The sequence below is a fragment of the Mycolicibacterium frederiksbergense genome, from assembly GCF_012223425.1.
Lineage (GTDB): Bacteria > Actinomycetota > Actinomycetes > Mycobacteriales > Mycobacteriaceae > Mycobacterium > Mycobacterium frederiksbergense.
The window spans coordinates 2,833,789-2,851,218 of record NZ_CP038799.1 but is presented as its reverse complement, the minus strand read 5'-3'; the positions used below and the strand labels follow the sequence as shown (position 1 = coordinate 2,851,218).

Annotated in this window: 10 protein-coding genes; 4 read left to right on the top strand and 6 right to left on the bottom strand. The window is 68.3% G+C overall.

Annotated features, from left to right (window positions below; genetic code table 11):
• Nucleotides 1-43: 43 nt before the first annotated feature.
• From EXE63_RS16700 to EXE63_RS16685, 4 genes are read left to right on the top strand one after another with little or no spacing between them, the layout of a single operon-like run.
• A complete protein-coding gene (locus tag EXE63_RS16700) occupies nt 44-1,123 on the top strand; it encodes an alkane 1-monooxygenase (RefSeq protein WP_168145626.1) in 1,080 nt (359 codons plus the stop codon).
• Between the two features lie 50 nt (nt 1,124-1,173).
• Nucleotides 1,174-4,419 carry an arabinosyltransferase domain-containing protein gene (locus EXE63_RS16695; RefSeq protein WP_272955809.1) on the top strand — a complete coding sequence of 1,082 codons (3,246 nt, stop codon included), beginning with the start codon at nt 1,174-1,176 and terminating at the stop codon, nt 4,417-4,419.
• Between the two features lie 56 nt (nt 4,420-4,475).
• The gene (locus tag EXE63_RS16690) at nt 4,476-7,595 is read left to right on the top strand and encodes an arabinosyltransferase domain-containing protein (RefSeq protein ID WP_168145625.1); all 3,120 of its coding nucleotides are present in this window, start codon (nt 4,476-4,478) and stop codon (nt 7,593-7,595) included.
• 2 nt (nt 7,596-7,597) lie between these two features.
• Nucleotides 7,598-8,479 carry an MBL fold metallo-hydrolase gene (locus EXE63_RS16685; protein WP_168142858.1) on the top strand — a complete coding sequence of 294 codons (882 nt, stop codon included), beginning with the start codon at nt 7,598-7,600 and terminating at the stop codon, nt 8,477-8,479.
• Nucleotides 8,480-8,481: 2 nt separating this feature from the next.
• On the opposite strand, the gene EXE63_RS16680 is transcribed toward EXE63_RS16685, so the two are convergent.
• The 6 genes from EXE63_RS16680 to pks13 all read right to left on the bottom strand — a co-directional run bounded on the left by EXE63_RS16680 (nt 8,482) and on the right by pks13 (nt 17,414).
• Nucleotides 8,482-8,931, bottom strand: a complete 450-nt coding sequence (locus EXE63_RS16680; RefSeq protein ID WP_168142857.1) for an RDD family protein — start codon at nt 8,929-8,931, stop codon at nt 8,482-8,484.
• 122 nt (nt 8,932-9,053) lie between these two features.
• The gene (locus EXE63_RS16675; protein WP_168142856.1) at nt 9,054-9,461 is read right to left on the bottom strand and encodes a hypothetical protein; all 408 of its coding nucleotides are present in this window, start codon (nt 9,459-9,461) and stop codon (nt 9,054-9,056) included.
• 17 nt (nt 9,462-9,478) lie between these two features.
• On the bottom strand, nt 9,479-10,078 hold the full coding sequence (locus EXE63_RS16670; protein WP_168142855.1) for a dihydrofolate reductase family protein: 600 nt from the start codon (nt 10,076-10,078) through the stop codon (nt 9,479-9,481).
• Between the two features lie 30 nt (nt 10,079-10,108).
• Nucleotides 10,109-10,480, bottom strand: a complete 372-nt coding sequence (locus EXE63_RS16665) for a hypothetical protein (protein WP_168142854.1) — start codon at nt 10,478-10,480, stop codon at nt 10,109-10,111.
• Nucleotides 10,481-10,485: 5 nt separating this feature from the next.
• Nucleotides 10,486-12,060 carry an acyl-CoA carboxylase subunit beta gene (locus EXE63_RS16660; protein ID WP_168142853.1) on the bottom strand — a complete coding sequence of 525 codons (1,575 nt, stop codon included), beginning with the start codon at nt 12,058-12,060 and terminating at the stop codon, nt 10,486-10,488.
• Nucleotides 12,057-17,414: a polyketide synthase Pks13 gene (pks13, locus tag EXE63_RS16655; RefSeq protein ID WP_168142852.1), complete on the bottom strand. Its 5,358-nt coding sequence runs from the start codon at nt 17,412-17,414 to the stop codon at nt 12,057-12,059. Before pks13 ends, EXE63_RS16660 begins: the two co-directional genes overlap by 4 nt.
• Nucleotides 17,415-17,430: the final 16 nt, after the last annotated feature.

Genomic DNA, 17,430 nt, shown 5'->3' with positions numbered 1-17,430 from the left:
CGACAGAACGCCCACGTGGCGGGCTGTAAAACGGTATCTGTGGATGCTCGGCGCCATCGTCCCGGGGATGGTCGGATTGGCGTGGCTGATGGTCCAGCTGACCGGTCTCCAGGTGTTCTGGTGGGTGGGCCCGATGTTGGCATTCGTCGTGATTCCGGTGCTTGACCAGCTAATTGGCGCCGACGAAACACACGTACCCAGCGGCACACTCGAAGATCTCGAAAACGATAACTTCTATCGCTGGGTCAACTATGTTTACCTGCCCAACCAGTACCTTTCGCTGATTTTCGCGTGCTGGCTGTGGAGCGGCGGTGGATGGCTGACCATGGGCACGATCGACAAGATCGGGCTGATGGTCACCGTCGGAATCGTGGGCGGGATTGCGATCAACGCGGCCCACGAATTGGGCCACCGGCGTGCCAGCACCGAAAAGCGACTGAGCAAGATCGCCCTCGCGCAAACTGGCTACGGGCATTTCTTCGTCGAACACAACCGCGGCCACCATCTGCGGGTGGCGACGGTGGAAGATCCCGCCAGCGCGCGGCTCGGTGAGAGCGTCTATCACTTCATTCCGCGTTCGGTGCTGGGCGGACTGCGCTCGGCATGGCAGCTGGAGGGCGCGCGGCTCGCCAAGGACGGCACGTCCCGGTGGTCGCTGCGCAACGACATCCTGAACGCCTGGCTGCTGTCCGCGGCCATCTTCGCGGGCCTGGTCGCCTGGTTCGGCGCCGTCATCATTCCGTGGCTGCTCGGGCAGGCAATCATCGGCGTCTGCCTGCTGGAAACGGTGAACTACCTCGAGCACTACGGCCTGCGCCGGCAGCGACTGGCTGACGGCCGCTACGAGCGCGTGGGGCAGCGACACAGCTGGAACAGCGACACGCTGATCACCAACGTGTTCCTGTACCACCTGCAGCGGCACTCCGATCACCACGCCAACCCGCAGAAGCGCTATCAGACGCTGCAGCACTGCGATCAGGCTCCGCAGTTGCCCACCGGTTACGGCAGCATGCTGGTGCTGGCCTGGTGCCCGCCGCTGTGGCGCCGAGTGATGGATCGCCGGGTATTGGCGCACTACGGCGGCGATATCCGGTTGGCGGCCCTGCAACCCGATAGGGCCTAGCGCGGGTCGTCCGGCGGTCCCGGGCCGGCTGTCGCCTAACCTTGAACCTCGTGCCCGATAGGAAAGTCCGCCTTCTCGCCGTCATCACGGGCCTTGTCGGCTTTCTGCTCTGCGCCCTCGCCCCGCTACTGCCGGTACGGCAGAGCACCGCAGCGATCCAGTGGCCCCAGTCCGCGAACGCCGACGGCTTCGTCGGCGATATCACCGCGCCGCTGGTCTCCGGCGCGCCCAGATCCCTGGACGTGACCATCCCGTGCCGGACGGTCGCCAGCCTGCCCGCCGACGGCGGACTGGTGTTCTCCACGATCCCGCCCGACGGTATCGACGCCGGGCGCAACGGCCTGTTCGTCAATGCCACCGCCGACGTCGTCTACGTCGCGTTCCGGGACACCGTCGCGGCGGTCGCGCCGCGCGATGCCGTCGACTCCGGCGCCTGCAGTGAGCTCCGGATCTGGGCGAATGTCGGCGCCGTCGGCGCGGATTTCGTCGGCATCCCCGACGCCACCGGCACTCTCGGTCTCGACAAGCGCCCGCAGGTGGCGGGCATCTTCACCGACCTGCGCGTCGGACCGGACGCCGGCCTGAACGCGCGCGTCGACATCGACACCCGCTTCATCACCTCGCCGACCGCGCTGAAGACCGCGGTGATGGTGCTCGGCGTGGCCGCGGTGCTGGCTTCCATCGTCGCGCTGGCGTTGCTGGACCGCACCGCCGGGCGGCGCGCACCGCCGGGCAATCGGCGCCGCACAGGTCTGTCGGTGTGGCTCGCCGACGCCGGCGTGGTGGGCGGACTGCTGGTCTGGCACATCGTCGGGCCGCCGACCTCCGATGACGGTTACAACCTGACCATGGCCCGGGTGTCCGGGGAGGCCGGGTACATCGCCAACTACTACCGCTATTTCGGTGCCTCGGAAGCCCCGTTCGACTGGTACCAGAGCGTGCTCGCGCAGCTGGCCTCGATCAGCACCGCCGGGGTCTGGATGCGGCTGCCCGCCACCGCCGCCGCGATCGGCACCTGGCTGCTGCTGAGCCACGTCGTGCTGCCCCGGCTCGGGAACCGGCTGGCCCGCAACCGGGCCGCCGTGTGGACCGCGGGCGCGGTGTTCCTGGCCGCCTGGCTGCCGTTCAACAACGGTCTGCGCCCCGAACCGCTGATCGCGTTCGGCGTGGTCCTCATCTGGGTGCTGGTGGAACTGTCGGTGGGCCGCCGCCGGCTGTGGCCGACCGCGGCGGCGATCGTCGTCGCGGTGTTCTGCGTGACGCTGGCACCGCAGGGTCTGATCGCGCTGGCGCCGCTGCTCGTCGGCACCCGGGCGATCACCCGGGTCGTCGGCGAACGCCGCCCCGCCCTGGGGCTGGCGGCCCAGCTGGCACCGCTGGTCGGCGCCGCGTCGCTGATCTTCGTCATCGTGTTCCGCGACCAGACGCTGGCCACGGTGGCGGAGTCGGCGCGCATCAAGTATGTGGTGGGCCCGACGGTCCCCTGGTACCAGGAGTTCCTGCGCTACTACTACCTGACCGTCGAGGACAGCGTCGACGGTTCGCTGACCCGCCGGTTCGCGGTACTCATCCTGCTGCTGTGCCTGTTCGGTCTGCTGATGGTGCTGCTGCGCCGCGGCACCGTGCCCGGCGCGGTGAACGGGCCGGTGTGGCGGCTCATCGGCACCACCGGCATCGGACTGCTGCTGCTGACGTTCACCCCGACCAAGTGGGCCATCCAATTCGGTGCGTTCGCCGGCCTGGCGGGCGCGCTCGGCGGCGTGACGGCATTCGCACTGGCCCGGGTCGGGCTGCACAGCCGGCGCAATCTCGCGCTGTACGTGACCGCGCTGCTGTTCGTGCTGGCGTGGGCCACCTCGGGTCTCAACGGCTTCTTCTACACCGGCAACTACGGGGTGCCGTGGTTCGACAAGCAGCCCGTCATCGTCGGCTTCCCGGTGACCACGATCTTCCTGGTGCTGGCGATCGCCGGTGGCCTGCTGACGGCCTGGCTGCACTTCCGTATCGACTACGCCGGGCACACCGAGGTCGCCGACACCGGACGCAACCGGGCGCTGGCGTCCACCCCGCTGTTGGTCGTCGCGGTCATCATGGTCGTCCTGGAGCTGGGCTCGATGCTCAAGGCCACCGCGAGCCGCTACCCCGTCTACACCACCGGCTCGGCCAACCTGGCGGCCCTGCAGTCCGGGCTGTCCGCCGACAGCTGCGCCATGGCCGATGCCGTCCTGGTGGAGGCCGACACCAATGCCGGACTGCTGCAACCGGTTCCGGGGCAGCGCTTCGGCGAGTACGGCCCGCTCGGCGGCGAGGAGCCCGTCGGGTTCACCCCCAACGGGGTCAGCGACACGCTGGAGCCCCCCGAACCCGTGGCCGCCAACCCCGGCACCCCGAACTCGGACGGCCCGGTCGACAAGCCGAATGTCGGCGTCGGCTACGCGGCGGGCACCGGCGGCGGTTACGGCCCCGAGGGCGTCAACGGATCCCGGGTGTATCTGCCCTTCGGGCTGGACCCGGAGACGACCCCGGTGATGGGCAGCTTCGACGAGAACACTCTCGCGGCCAAGGCCACCTCGGCCTGGTACCAGCTGCCGCCCCGCACCCCGGACCGTCCACTGGTGACGGTTGCCGCGGTGGGCGCGATCTGGTTCTACGAGGAGGACGGCTCCTTCAACTACGGCCAGTCGCTGAAACTGCAGTGGGGTGTGCACCGGCCCGACGGCAGCTACCAGGCCCTGTCCGAGGTGCAGCCGATCGACACCTTCTATCAGAAGGCTTGGCGCAACCTGCGTTTCCCGCTCGCCTCGGCTCCGCCGGAGGCCAACGTGGCGCGCATCGTCGCCGATGACCCGAACCTGTCCGAGGACCAGTGGTTCGGCTTCACGCCCCCGCGGGTACCGGTTCTGCAGACCGCTCAGGAGTACCTCGGCACGCAGACCCCGGTGCTGATGGACATCGCCACCGCGGCCAACTTCCCCTGCCAGCGGCCCTTCGCCGAACGTCTCGGTGTCGCCGAACTGCCGGACTACCGGATCATCCCGAACTTCAAGCAGATGGTGGCATCCTCGAACCAGTGGCAGTCCGCCGACGACGGAGGACCGTTCCTGTTCATCCAGGCACTGCTGCGTACCTCGACCATCCCGACGTATCTGCGTGACGACTGGTACCGCGACTGGGGTTCGATCGAGCGCTATATCCGGGTGGTGCCACGCGATGTCGCGCCCGACGCCGTCATCGAAGAAGGGACTGCACACGTGTTCGGCTGGAGTCGCGGCGGACCGATCAGGGCCCTCCCGTGAATGATGTGAAGATCGCCCGCTGGGTCGCCACCATCGCCGGCCTGCTGGGCTTCGTGATGGCGGTCGCCGTACCGCTGCTGCCGGTCACCCAGACCACCGCGACCCTGAATTGGCCTCAGGCGGGCCAGCTCTCGAATGTCACCGCTCCGCTGATCTCGCAGGCCCCGGTGACCCTGACCGCCACGGTGCCATGCTCGGTGATCCGGGACATGCCCGCCGAGGGCGGGCTGGTGCTGGGCACCGCGCCCGCCGAGGGCCGGGACGCGGCACTGAACGCGATGCTGGTCAACGTCACCGAGTCGAGCGCGGACGGCCCGGGGCGGGTCGACGTCATCGTGCGCAATGTGGTGGTGGCCAGCGTCGAACGCGACCGGGCCGCAGACTGTTCCGACCTCCGGATCATCTCCGACCATGACGGCACCTACGCCGAGTTCGTCGGGCTGACCCAGGACGACGGCACCCCGCAGCGCACCGGTTTTCCCGACCCCAACCTGCGGCCGGCCGTCGTCGGCGTGTTCACCGACCTGACCGGCCCTGCACCGCAAGGACTGTCGCTGACAGCCGATATCGACACCCGGTTCACCACGCATCCGACCGCGCTGAAACTCACCGCGATCGTGCTGGCGATCCTCTCGACGATCATCGCGGTGCTGGCGCTGTGGCGCCTGGACCGCCTCGACGGCCGGCGTATGCACCGGCTCATCCCCACCCGCTGGAAGACGGCCACTCCGGTCGACGGTGTCGTGGTCGGCGGGTTCGCGCTCTGGTACGTCATCGGCACCAACTCCTCGGACGACGGCTACATCCTGCAGATGGCCCGGGTCGCCGATCACGGCGGCTACATGGCCAACTACTTCCGCTGGTTCGGCAGCCCCGAGGACCCGTTCGGCTGGTACTACAACGTGCTGGCGCTGATGACCCGGGTGAGCGACGCCAGCATCTGGATCCGGTTGCCCGACCTGATCTGTGCGTTGGTGTGCTGGCTGCTGCTGTCCCGCGAGGTGCTACCGCGGCTGGGGCCCGCGGTGGTCGCCAGCCGTCCGGCGCTGTGGGCGGCAGGCCTGGTACTGCTGGGCGCCTGGATGCCGTTCAACAACGGGCTGCGTCCCGAAGGCCAGATCGCGACCGGCGCGCTGATCACCTACGTGCTGATCGAACGCGCGGTCAGTTCCGGGCGGCTGACACCCGCGGCGCTGGCCATCGTCTCGGCGGCCTTCACCCTCGGCATCCAGCCGACCGGACTGATCGCGGTGGCCGCGCTGGTGGCCGGTGGCCGCCCCATCCTGCGCATCCTGATGCGCCGCCGGGCCGTCGTGGGCACCTGGCCGCTGCTGGCACCGCTACTGGCCGCGGGCACCGTGATCCTGGCGGTGGTGTTCGCCGATCAGACCTTCGCCACGGTGCTGGAGGCCACCAGGATCCGCACCGCGATCGGACCCAGCCAGGCGTGGTACACCGAGGTTCTGCGGTACTACTACCTGGTGCTGCCGACCGTCGACGGCGCCATCTCGCGCCGGTTCGCGTTCCTGTTCAGCGCCATGTGCCTGTTCCCGGCGCTGTTCATGATGTTGCGCCGCAAGCGGATCGCCGGCATCGCGCGTGGGCCGGCCTGGCGGTTGATGGGCATCATCTTCGCCACGATCTTCTTCCTGATGTTCACCCCCACCAAGTGGATTCACCACTTCGGCCTGTTCGCCGCGGTGGCGGGTGCGATGGCCGCGCTGGCCACGGTGATGGTGTCACCGGTGGTGCTGCGGTCGGCACGCAACCGGATGGCGTTCCTGTCGCTGGTGTTCTTCGTGCTGGCTCTCTGCTTCGCCTCGGTCAACGGATGGTGGTACGTCTCGAACTTCGGCGTCCCGTTCAACACCGCGGTGCCGGCGATCGGCGGGGTGACGGTCAGCACGATGTTCTTCGTGCTGTTCGTGATCGCGGCGCTGTGGGCGTTCTGGTTGCACGTCTCGGGGGGCGGGGAGTCCCGTGTCGTCGACCGGCTCACCGCCGCACCGATTCCGATCGCCGCCGGCTTCATGGTCGTGGTGTTCGTGGCGTCGATGGCCATCGGCATGGTGCGCCAGTACCCGACCTACTCCAACGGTTGGGCCAACGTGCGCGCCTTCGCCGGCGGTTGCGGCATGGCCGACGACGTGCTGGTCGAGCCCGACTCCAATGACGGCTTCCTGCGTGCGCTGCCCGGTGATTACGGTCCGCTGGGACCGCTGGGCGGGGCCGGCGCGCCCGGCTTCTCCCCCGACGGTGTGCCGGACCGAATCATCGCCGAGGCCATCCGGCTGAACAATCCGCAGCCCGGCACCGACTATGACTGGAACCGGCCGATCCGGCTGCCGCGGCCCGGCGTCAACGGGTCGCGGGTGCCGTTGCCGTACGGACTGGACCCCGCGCGTGTACCGGTCGCCGGAACGTATTCGACCGGGGCACAACAGGAAAGCCGGCTGGCCTCGGCCTGGTACGAATTGCCCCCCGCCGACGATGCGCACCCGCTGGTCACCGTCACCGCGGCGGGCACCATCTCCGGCGTCAACGTCGCCAAGGGTGAGGTCTCCGGTCAGACCGTCGAGCTGGAGTACGCGGTCGCCGGACCGGACGGCGCACCGGTGCCGGCCGGACGAGTCAGCCCGTATGACATCGGCCCGACACCGTCGTGGCGCAACCTGCGCTACCCGCGTGAGCAGATCCCGGCCGATGCGATCGCGGTCCGGGTGATCGCCGAGGATCTGTCACTGGGCCAGGGCGATTGGGTCGCGGTGACACCGCCGCGGGTGCCTGAGGTGCGCTCGGTGCAGGAGTACATCGGCTCCCAGCAGCCCGTGCTGCTGGACTGGGCGGTCGGCCTTGTCTTCCCGTGCCAGCAACCGATGCTGCACGCCAACGGGGTGACCGAGGTCCCGAAGTACCGGATCTCACCGGATTACTTCGCCAAGCTGCAGAGCACGGACACCTGGCAGAACGGCCTGGAGGGCGGGCTGCTGGGCGTCACCGACCTGCTGCTGCGGGCCTCGGTGATGTCGACGTATCTGTCCAAGGACTGGGGCCAGGACTGGGGCTCGCTGCGGCGCTTCGACACCATCGTCGATGCCGAACCAGCCCAGCTCGAGCTGGGTAGTTCCACGCACTCCGGGCTGTACTCGCCCGGGGAGATCCGCATCGGGCCGTAGCCATGGTTGATCGGGCACGCCTCGGAAATGCCTTTCTGACAAGGGTTTTGGAGACGTCGTTCGAGCCGGGTGTCGAAATGTTCGGGCGCACAACGGAGCAGGCCTGGATCGATCACGCCGACCTGCTGGTGCCCACCTTCCTGAACCCGGACACCGGCCGGTGGCGGGTGGCCATCCAGACCTGGGTGATCGATGTCGACGGACTGCGGGTGCTCGTCGACACCGGCGTCGGCAACGGGCGCGAAAGAGCTGTCCCGGTGCTGAACAACCTGGACACCGGTTTTATGGATGCGCTAGCGGCCGCGGGTATCGGCCCGGAGAGCGTCGACGTGGTGCTCAACACCCACCTGCACACCGATCACGTCGGGTGGAACACCACCGCGTCCGGCGGGGGCTGGGTGCCCACCTTCCCGAATGCCCGTTATCTGCTGCCCGAGGCCGACTTCCGGTATTTCGGACCCGGCGGCGCCGGCTGCGACGCCGCGGCACGGGTGGTATTCGACGACAGTGTGGCCCCGGTGTACGAGGCCGGGCAGGTCGAATTGTTCAGCGGGGAACACCAACTGAGCGAATCGGTGTGGCTGCGGCCCGCGGCGGGACACACCCCGGGGTCATCGGTGCTGTGGCTGGACGCAGGCAGACCCGCGGTGTTCGTCGGGGACCTGACCCACTGCCCCATCCAGATTCCGCGGCCCTCGGATCCGTGCGCGTTCGATCTGGACGCCGACGCCGCCGCGGCGACCCGTAAGCGGGTGTTCACCGAGGCCGCGCGCCGGCGCGCGACCGTCATCCCCGCGCACTATCCGGGTCACGGCGGCGCCACCCTTGTCGCCCGCGGGGATGGGTTCCAGGTCGACGACTGGCTGGACCTGCCGTCGCTCTGAGATCAACCGACCTGGACCTTGGCGTATACCACCCGGCTGCCCAACACCACGTCCTGCAGCGAACGGCGGCGCGCATCGACGGCGACCCACAGCAGTCCCACCGGGAACAGCACACAGGCCACCGCGCGGATCAACGCGATCAACGGTGGCACCCGGCCACCACGGCGGCCGGTCACCCGTAGCCCCATGGTGACCGCACCGACGGTGCAGCCCGACACCGACCAGCACGCGGCCAGGTAGAACACCGCGACACCGAACATGACCGCCGTGGAGAACACCACACTGACGGTCGGGAAGCTGAACGAGGACGGGTTGAACATCAACCGGGCCAGGATGAGACCCACGTAGAGCGCGCCCAGTACCACTCCGACGAACAGCAGATCGATGACGGCGGCCACCCCACGGCTGACGATGCCAGCTGAGCGAGGCTTGCCGAGCGAACCATCAGACACCGAGCGAGGCTTGCCGAGCGAACCATCGGACACCGAGCGAGGCTTGCCGAGCGAACCATCGGACACCGAGCGAGGCTTGCCGAGCGAACCATCGGACACCGAGCGAGGCTTGCCGAGCGAGCTCACCGTGGTTCCCGGCCCAGCAGGCGGTCGACGAATCCGGACACCAGATCGTCGGCCCGCTCGCCCTGGGTTCGCACATCGCTCATCACCTCGGCGGTGACCGAGTCGGTGGACTGCCGGATGATGGCGGGCAGATCGATCCCGTCCACCACCTCATCGGCCAGCCCGATGAGGTCGAGCCGCTCACGTGCCAACGCATTCAGGTCGAGCTCGTCGAGGATCGTCTCGATACCGGCGGCCAGTACCCGTTCGCCGCGCGCCTGCAGGTCCAGCCGGCCGCGCCGCAGCCAGGACCCGACCATCGGCAGGCCCTCGACCCCCCGGTAGACCACGGCCACACCGTCCGCGGCGCTCGCGACCACCCCGAGCGCCACGGCGACCGCAGGCGGCAACGCCTTGTCCGACATCGTTGCATCGTAGTGCGCTACCGGAGGTGCTGTTTGGCCTCTTCGTAGGACCCGGTGGGAGCCGCGTCATCGCTGGTGTAGACGCTGTGCACCACACCGCTGGTGAACGCCTGGGAGCGCAGCAGTTTCAGCGGCAGCGTGCTGCCGTCGGCGAAAAGTCGGGCGCCGCTGCCGACCACGATCGGGTGGATGAACAGGTGCAGTTCGTCGAGCAGTCCCGCGGCCAGCAGCGACCGGACCACCGACGGGGATCCCGCCATGGCGATGTCACCGCCGGGTTGCTCCTTCAGTGCGGCCGCGGCCTCGATCAGCTCACCGGAGAGCTGTTCGGAATTGCGCCAGGTGAAGGTCAGCCGCTGCCGGGACACCACGATCTTGCGAGCATCGCCGATCTTCCTGGCGAATCCGGCGTCCTCACCGCCCTCGGCCTCCCGGGTCGGCCAGGCCCCGGCGAAGCTGTCGTAGGTGTCGCGGCCCAGCAGCAGGGTGTCGGCCGAACCCAGCTGGGCGTCCACGGCGGCGCCCATCTCATCGTTGTAATACGGGAAATGCCACTGATCGGGCGCCTCGATCACTCCGTCAAGAGAGATGAACAGGCCCGCGGTGATTCGTCTCATGCCGGATACGACCGCCGCCGGGCACGAAACTCATCGCGGCTCGTACTGCTCGATGGCCGCCGCGCAGTTCTGCCGTTCCAGTCCGGACTGCCGCATGCACACCAGCACCTGCGCTTCGCGCGGATCGGCGGGGACGGGGGTGGGAGCCTCGACGTCCGCTTCCTTGCGCGACCAGATCTGCAGCCCGTAGCGCGGGAATGCGGCGCAGAAAACGGCGTCCCCGCCGTAGGTCCGTTCCTCGACGCCGAGCGTTTCGCACCGCGCGCCGATCGGGACGATGTCCCAGGCATCCCGCTGCTCCTGCTCGTTGGCGATCCACACAAAGATCCCCATGCCGGCGGCGAGGACCACCATCAGGAACCACCCGATGACCTTGACCCCGGGGTGATCGGCGCCCTCCATGCCGGTTACAGCGGCGTCAGGCCGTGCTTGCGCAGCACCTTCTTGACGGGCTGCTTGTCACGCAGCAACCGCAGTGATTGACGGATCAGCAGCCGGGTCTGGTGGGGTTCGATGACCCCGTCGATGTAGCCGCGTTCGGCGGCGATCCACGGGGTGGCCAGGTTGGCGTTGTAGCCCTCGATGAAATCGGCCCGGATCTTCTGCACCTCGGGTGAGGTGGGATCGGGGAAACGCTTGACCAGCAGCTGGGCGGCACCCTCGGCGCCGATCACCGCGATGCGCGCGGTGGGCCAGGCGAAGTTGAGATCCGCGGAGAGCTGCTTGGAGCCCATCACCGCATAACCGCCGCCGTAGGCCTTGCGCACCACGATGGTCACCTTGGGCACATCGGCCTCGACGATGGCGTTGAAGAACCGGCCACCGCGTTTGATGATGCCGCCCTTCTCCTCTTCCAGACCGGGCATCGCGCCGGGGGTGTCGACGACGAAAACCAGTGGCAGGTTGAACGAATCGCAGAACCGGATGAACCCGGCCGCCTTGTCGGAGGCTTCGTTGCCCACCGCGCCGGACATGTGCATCGGCTGGTTGGCGATCACCCCGACGGGGCGGCCGTCGACGCGGGCGAACGCGGTGATCATCGAGGGGCTGCGCTGATCGGCGATCTCGAACACGTCGCCGTCGTCGAAGATCCGCAGCAGGATCTCGTGCATGTCGTAGGCCTGGTTGTCCGAGTCCGGGACGATCGTGTCGAGTTCCAGGTCGGACGGCGTGATCTCGGGCTCCAGACCCGGGTTCACGATCGGTACGTCGTCGAAGTGGTTGGACGGCAGGAAACTCAGGTAGTCCCGCACGTACTGGTAGGCGGCCGACTCGGACTCGACCACCTTGTGGATGTTGCCGCGTTGCGCCTGCACGTCGGCGCCGCCGAGTTCGTCGAAGGAGACATCCTCACCGGTGACGTCCTTGATGACGTCCGGTCCGGTGATGAACATGTAGCCCTGATCGCGCACGGCGACAACGAGATCGGTCTGGATCGGCGAGTACACCGCACCACCGGCACACTTGCCGAAGATCAGCGAGATCTCCGGGACCAGGCCACGCAACATCTCGTGACGGCGGCCGAGTTCGGCGTACCAAGCCAGCGAGGTCGCGGTGTCCTGGATGCGGGCGCCCGCGGAGTCGTTGATGCCGATGATCGGGCAGCCGACCATGGCCACCCACTCCATCAACTTGGCGACCTTGCGGCCGAACATCTCGCCGACCGAACCCTGGAACACGGTCTGGTCGTGGCTGAACACGCCGACGGGGCGGCCGTCGATGGTGCCGTGACCGGTCACCACACCGTCGCCGAAGAACGCGTTGGGGTCACCGGGCGTCTTGGCCAGCGCGCCGATCTCCAGGAAACTGCCGGGGTCCAGCAGCGCGCTGATCCGGGCGCGGGCGCTCGGAATACCCTTCTTGTCGCGCCGGGCCTTGGCCTTTTCGTCGCCGGGATCCTTGGCCAGCTCCAGCTTCTCGCGGAGTTCGGCAAGCTTCTCGGCGGTGGTGTGCAACGTGGGCTGCACGGGGGTTTCCGTCACTTGGAGTCCTTCTCGGCTTCGATGCGGTTGATGGCCTCGCTCATGTGAGCACCGACCTTCGCGATATAGGGCTCGTCGATGGCCTGGATGTGCTCACCACCGATCGGCACCACCTCCAGCTCGGACACGTACTCACCCCAGCCGCCGTCGGGCTTGCGGGTGGCGTACGCCGGCTCGAAGACGATGGCGTCATCGTGGTAGCGATCGGCCAGATAGAGCGCGACGTGCCCGTCGTAGGGCTGGACCTCGATGGTGGCCAGCGCCCGCTGGTCCAGATACGAGGTGCGCTGGTGCTCGATGATCCCGCCGGGGATCTGCACCCCGCTCTGGGAGACGGCGTCCAGCACGAACTTCACCTGACCCTCGTCATCGAGCTTCTCCAGTTCCTCATAGGGGATCTCGGGAATCTCGACGTTGAAGGTGCGCTGCGCGAACAGCGCGTACCGGTCCCAGCGGGCCCGCATCCCGGCCTTCGACTGATCGATCGGCTCACCGGGAAGGGCGAGGTCGATCAGACCGACGAAGCGGACATCGGCGCCGGCCTGCTTGAGCCCGATCGCACACGCGTAGGCCAGCGCACCGCCCAGGGACCAGCCCGCCAGCACGAACGGGCCGCTGTGCAGTTCCAGCAGTTTGGGCACGTACTCGGCGGCGCGCTCCTCGATGGAACCCTCGACGCGCTCGATGCCGTACACCGGGACGTCTGCGGGCAGCCGGTTGATCAGCGGCTCGTAGACCACGGTGGATCCGCCGGCGGGGTGGAACACGAACAGCGGCACGGCAGTCGAGCCCTCGGGCGCCGCGCGCAGGGTGCGCACGAACCCGTCCACCACTCCGTCTTCGAGCTGATTGCGGACGTGGGTGGCCAGTTCCTCGATGGTCTTGGCCGAGGTCACGTTCTCGACGGTGATGGGGCCCTCGGCGCGTTCGGACAGCCGACCGGCCAGCTTCGCGGCAGCTTCGGCGTCCAGCGACGGCAGCTCGTTGAAGATGCCGCCGGGCGACTTGCCGGTCACGATCGCCCAGGTGGCGAAGGTGACGCGCTCGGCCGCATCACGCGGGGGGACATCGGCGCCGAGCGCCTCGGTGACGGCCTCCTGCGTGAGCACCTTGGCCGCGGCCGCGGCCGCCGTTGCGCCCGGCTTGGCCGGTCCGCTGGGATCCGTTGGCGGCGGCGGGATCTCGATACCCACCTCGGCCAGCGACTCCGCGGTGTCGTCCGTCGCCTTCGCTGCGCCCGCCGGCCCATCCCCCGTCGCTTCGCCGGCCTGCAAAGCCAGCTTGGCTTCGAGCTCGGCGACGGTGGTGGCGCCGCCCATCAGCTCGGCCTGCTCGGCGGCGATCTCCTCGGCGGTCTGTCCCTTCTGCGCCTCGGCCAGTGCGGCTACCTCGTCGCGGTGCTCGATGGCGTACTGGATCAGCTTCTCCACCGCGTACAGGTTGGCATCGCGCACCGCGGTCAGCTGGATCGGCGGCATGTCGAAGTCGTACTCGACACGGTTCTTGATACGCACGGCCATCAGGGAATCCAGGCCGAGTTCGATCAGCGGCACCTCCCAGGGCAGGTCCTCGGGCTCGTAGCCCATGGCGCTGCCGACGATGGTGCCCAGCCGATCGGCCACCGTCTCACCGGTGTCCGGGGACCATTTGGCGAAGTTCGCACCGATGTTCGCGCCGGCGGTGAGGTTGTCGGCCTCGAACGCCGGGGCCGCGGTGTCCTCGACAATGACGGGCGCGGAGGCGATCTCGGCGACGGTGCCCGCGCCGACGGCCGTCGGCAACACAGCCTGCTGGCCGCCGCGGGTGACGATGGCGTCGTAGACGAGCGTGAACGATTCGTCGATGCGAGCATGCACCTGGACCGTCGCGCCGCCGGGGTGCCGGGTGAGCGTGGTGACCAGGCGGGCATTGTCGGCCGGTACCGCACGCTGCTCGAACGCCGTCAGCTGGGCATCGGGAAGCACCTGCGCGGCAGCGGCTTTCACCAGCGCCGGCAGGTCGGCCGCACCGTCGGGCGCGTACTCCCAGACGTGCCGGCCGTCCGGGGTGGCCACATGGGTACCCGGCATCAGCACCGAGCTGTCCCCGGTGAACCGGGCATCCAGCCAGTGCTGCTTGCGACGGAAACGGGTGAGCGGGATGTCGGCGTAGTCCAGCGCACCGGCCAGACCGCGGGCCCGGCGCGGGAACAGCGAGCGCGGGTCCAGATCATGGCCGTGCACGAACAGGGTGGCCATCGCCACCGTCATCGAGTCGACCTCGTCCTGCTTGCGGGCCAGCGTGGCGATCAGCTGCGCATCGTGCAGACCCGCCGACGCTGTGGTCAGCCCGACCTGCATGAGCGCCACCGGGTTCGGCGCGAGCTCCAGGAAGGTGGTGTGCCCGTTGTCCACCGCATTGCGGATGCCGTGGGTGAAGTAGACGCTGTGGCGCAGCCCCTTCTTCCAGTAGTCGACATCGTGGATCGGGTCCGCGCCGACACGGACCAGCTGACCCTCGTGCACCGTCGAGTAGTACGGGACCTTCGTCGAGCGTGCTTCGATGCCCTGGATTTCGGCGGCGAGTTCACCGAGCAGCGGATCCATCTGCTGGGTGTGGCTGGCGCCCTTGGTCTGGAATTTGCGGGCGAACTTGCCCTCGGATTCGGCACGGGCGATGATCGCGGCGATCTGCTCGGGCGGACCGCCGATGACGGTCTGGGTGGGGGCGGCGTAGACGCACACCTCCAGCCCGGGGTAATCGGAGAAGACCGTCTTGATCTCGTCGGCCGAATACTCGACCAGCGCCATCAGCCGGATGTACTCGCCGAACAGCATCGCCTCGCCCTCACCCATCAGGTGGGCACGCGAGCAGATGGTGCGGGTGGCATCGGCCAGGCTCAGGCCACCGGAGAAGTAGGCGGCGGCCGCCTCGCCGAGCGACTGGCCCACCAGCGCACCGGGTTTGGCGCCGTGCGCCTTGAGCAGCTCACCGAGCGCGATCTGGATGGCGAAGATCACCGTCTGGACCAACTCGATGGGATATTCGCAGGTCTCGTCGGTGTAGTCGATGGCGTCATCGAGAATCAGCTCGACCACGGAGTAGCCGCGCTCATCCTGCACGTGGGCGTCGACCTTGTTGATCCACTCGGCGAAGACCTCGTTGCGCAGGTACAGGCTCTTGCCCATCTTGCGGTGCTGCGCACCGAAACCGGCAAGCACCCACACGGGCCCGTTGGTGACCGGGCCATCGGCGGCCAGCACCAGGGGGCTGGGCTTACCGTCGGCAAGCGCACGCAGACCCTTGACGGCCTCATCATGGTCGTGGGCCAGCACCACGGCGCGGGAGCGGCCGTGGTTGCGCCGCGACAGCGAGCGGCCGATCGACTCCAACGACGAGGCCCGCCCGGCCGCGCTGTCGATCCAGTCCGCGAGCTCCCCGGCGGCGGTCCGCTTGCGGGAGGTCAGGAACCCGGAAAGGAACAGCGGGACAACGGGTGTCGGCTGCTCCTGCGTCTCAAGTTCGGCACGGGCCACCTCGAGCAACCGCTTGGCCTCATCGGTCAGGCCGGGCAGTTCGTAGTTTTCCTCGTCATAGCTGGGGTATGCGGGCTCGTCGGTGACGAACTCGCCGTACTCGTCCATCCGGACTCCGCCGACGGACACCGCGTCCTGCGCCGGTTTCTCCTCGGCGACAGACGCTTCCGGCTCGGGTTCGGGCTCGACCAGGTCGGCGGCCAGCACCTCACGCAGCACCAGATGGGCGTTGGCACCACCGAAGCCGAAGCCCGAGACACCCGCGATGGCGTGTCCGCTGTAGCGGGGCCAGTCGCTGACGGTGTCGTTGACCTTCAGATGTTCCTTGTCGAAATCGATGTACGGGTTCGGGCCGGCGTAGTTGATCGACGGCGGCAGCTTGTCGTGCTGCAGTGACAGCGCCATCTTCGCCAGGCTGGCCGCACCGGCCGCTGATTCCAGATGTCCCACATTGGATTTCACCGCACCCAGCAGTGCGGGCTTGTCATCGGCACGGCCAAGGCCGATCACCCGGCCGAGCGCGTCGGCCTCGATCGGGTCACCCAGGATGGTGCCGGTGCCGTGGGCCTCGATGTAGTCGACATCGCGCGGGTTGATCCCGGCGTCCTTGTAGGCCTTACGCAGCACCGCGGCCTGGGCGTCCGGGTTGGGCGCGAGCATGCCGTTGGAACGGCCGTCGTGGTTGACCGCGCTGCCGGCGATGACCGCGATGATCTCGTCACCGTCGCGCCGCGCGTCAGCGACCCGCTTGAGTACCAGCATGCCGCCGCCCTCGGACCGGGCGTAGCCGTTGGCATCCGAGGAGAACGACTTGCACCGGCCGTCCGGGGCCAGCACCCCGCCGACCTCGTCGAAACCGATCGTGACGATCGGGGTCACCATGGCGTTCACGCCGCCGACGATCGCCACATCGATCTCGCCGGTGCGCAGCGCGCGCACACCCTGGTGGGTGGCGACCAGCGAACTGGAGCACGCGGTGTCGATGGATTCGGACGGCCCGCGGAAGTCGTAGAAGTAGGACACCCGGTTGGCGATGATGGAACTGGTGGTGCCGGTGATCGCGTACGGATGCGCGGTGGTGGGGTCGGCGACAGCCAGGAACATGTAGTCGTTGTTCGAACTGCCCACGTACACACCGACATCGCCGCCGCGCAGGCTGGAGGCCGGGATGCGGGCGTGCTCGAGGGCTTCCCAGGTCAACTCGAGGGCCATCCGCTGCTGCGGGTCGAGGTTGTCGGCCTCCATCTTCGACAGCGCGAAGAACTCGGAGTCGAAACCCTTGATATCGGAGAGATAGCCACCGCGGGTGTGCGCCTTGGCGACCCGTTCGGCGATGCGGGGCTCACCGAGGAACTCCGACCAGCGGCCTTCGGGCAGATCCGAACTGGCATCGCGGCCCTCGAGCAGGGCGGCCCACATCTCGTCGGCGCTGTTCATCTCGCCGGGGAACCGGGTGGCCAGACCGACGATCGCGATGTCGTCGACGCCGGGCGCGCGGGTCCAGTCCTCATCGGCGTCGAGCACGGGTTCGGGCTCGCCCTCGACGATGACGGTGGCCAGCGACTCGATGGTCGGGTTGCGGAACACCACGGTGGCGGTCAGCGTGACACCGGTCAGGTCCTCGATATCGCTGGCCATGGCCACCGCGTCGCGCGAGGACAGCCCGAGTTCGACGACCGGCGCCGACTCGTTGATGGTGTCGGCGGACTGACCGGTCGCGTTGGCGATCCAGTTGCGCAGCCATTCGCGCATCTCGTTGACGGTCAGGTCACCCCGGGCGGCTGGAGCCGCTCCGGCGGCGATCTCCGGCTGGCGTGAATTATCTTGCGCTTCAGTCATTTTCACTGTTCACTTT

Coding starts and splice junctions, on each gene's coding strand:
- EXE63_RS16700 (WP_168145626.1), top strand. CDS start 44: ATGCTCGGCGCCATCGTCCCGGGGATGGTCGGATTGGCGTGGCTGATG.
- EXE63_RS16690 (WP_168145625.1), top strand. CDS start 4,476: ATGGCGGTCGCCGTACCGCTGCTGCCGGTCACCCAGACCACCGCGACC.
- EXE63_RS16685 (WP_168142858.1), top strand. CDS start 7,598: ATGGTTGATCGGGCACGCCTCGGAAATGCCTTTCTGACAAGGGTTTTG.
- EXE63_RS16675 (WP_168142856.1), bottom strand. CDS start 9,461: ATGTCGGACAAGGCGTTGCCGCCTGCGGTCGCCGTGGCGCTCGGGGTG.
- EXE63_RS16670 (WP_168142855.1), bottom strand. CDS start 10,078: ATGAGACGAATCACCGCGGGCCTGTTCATCTCTCTTGACGGAGTGATC.
- EXE63_RS16665 (WP_168142854.1), bottom strand. CDS start 10,480: ATGGAGGGCGCCGATCACCCCGGGGTCAAGGTCATCGGGTGGTTCCTG.
- pks13 (WP_168142852.1), bottom strand. CDS start 17,414: ATGACTGAAGCGCAAGATAATTCACGCCAGCCGGAGATCGCCGCCGGA.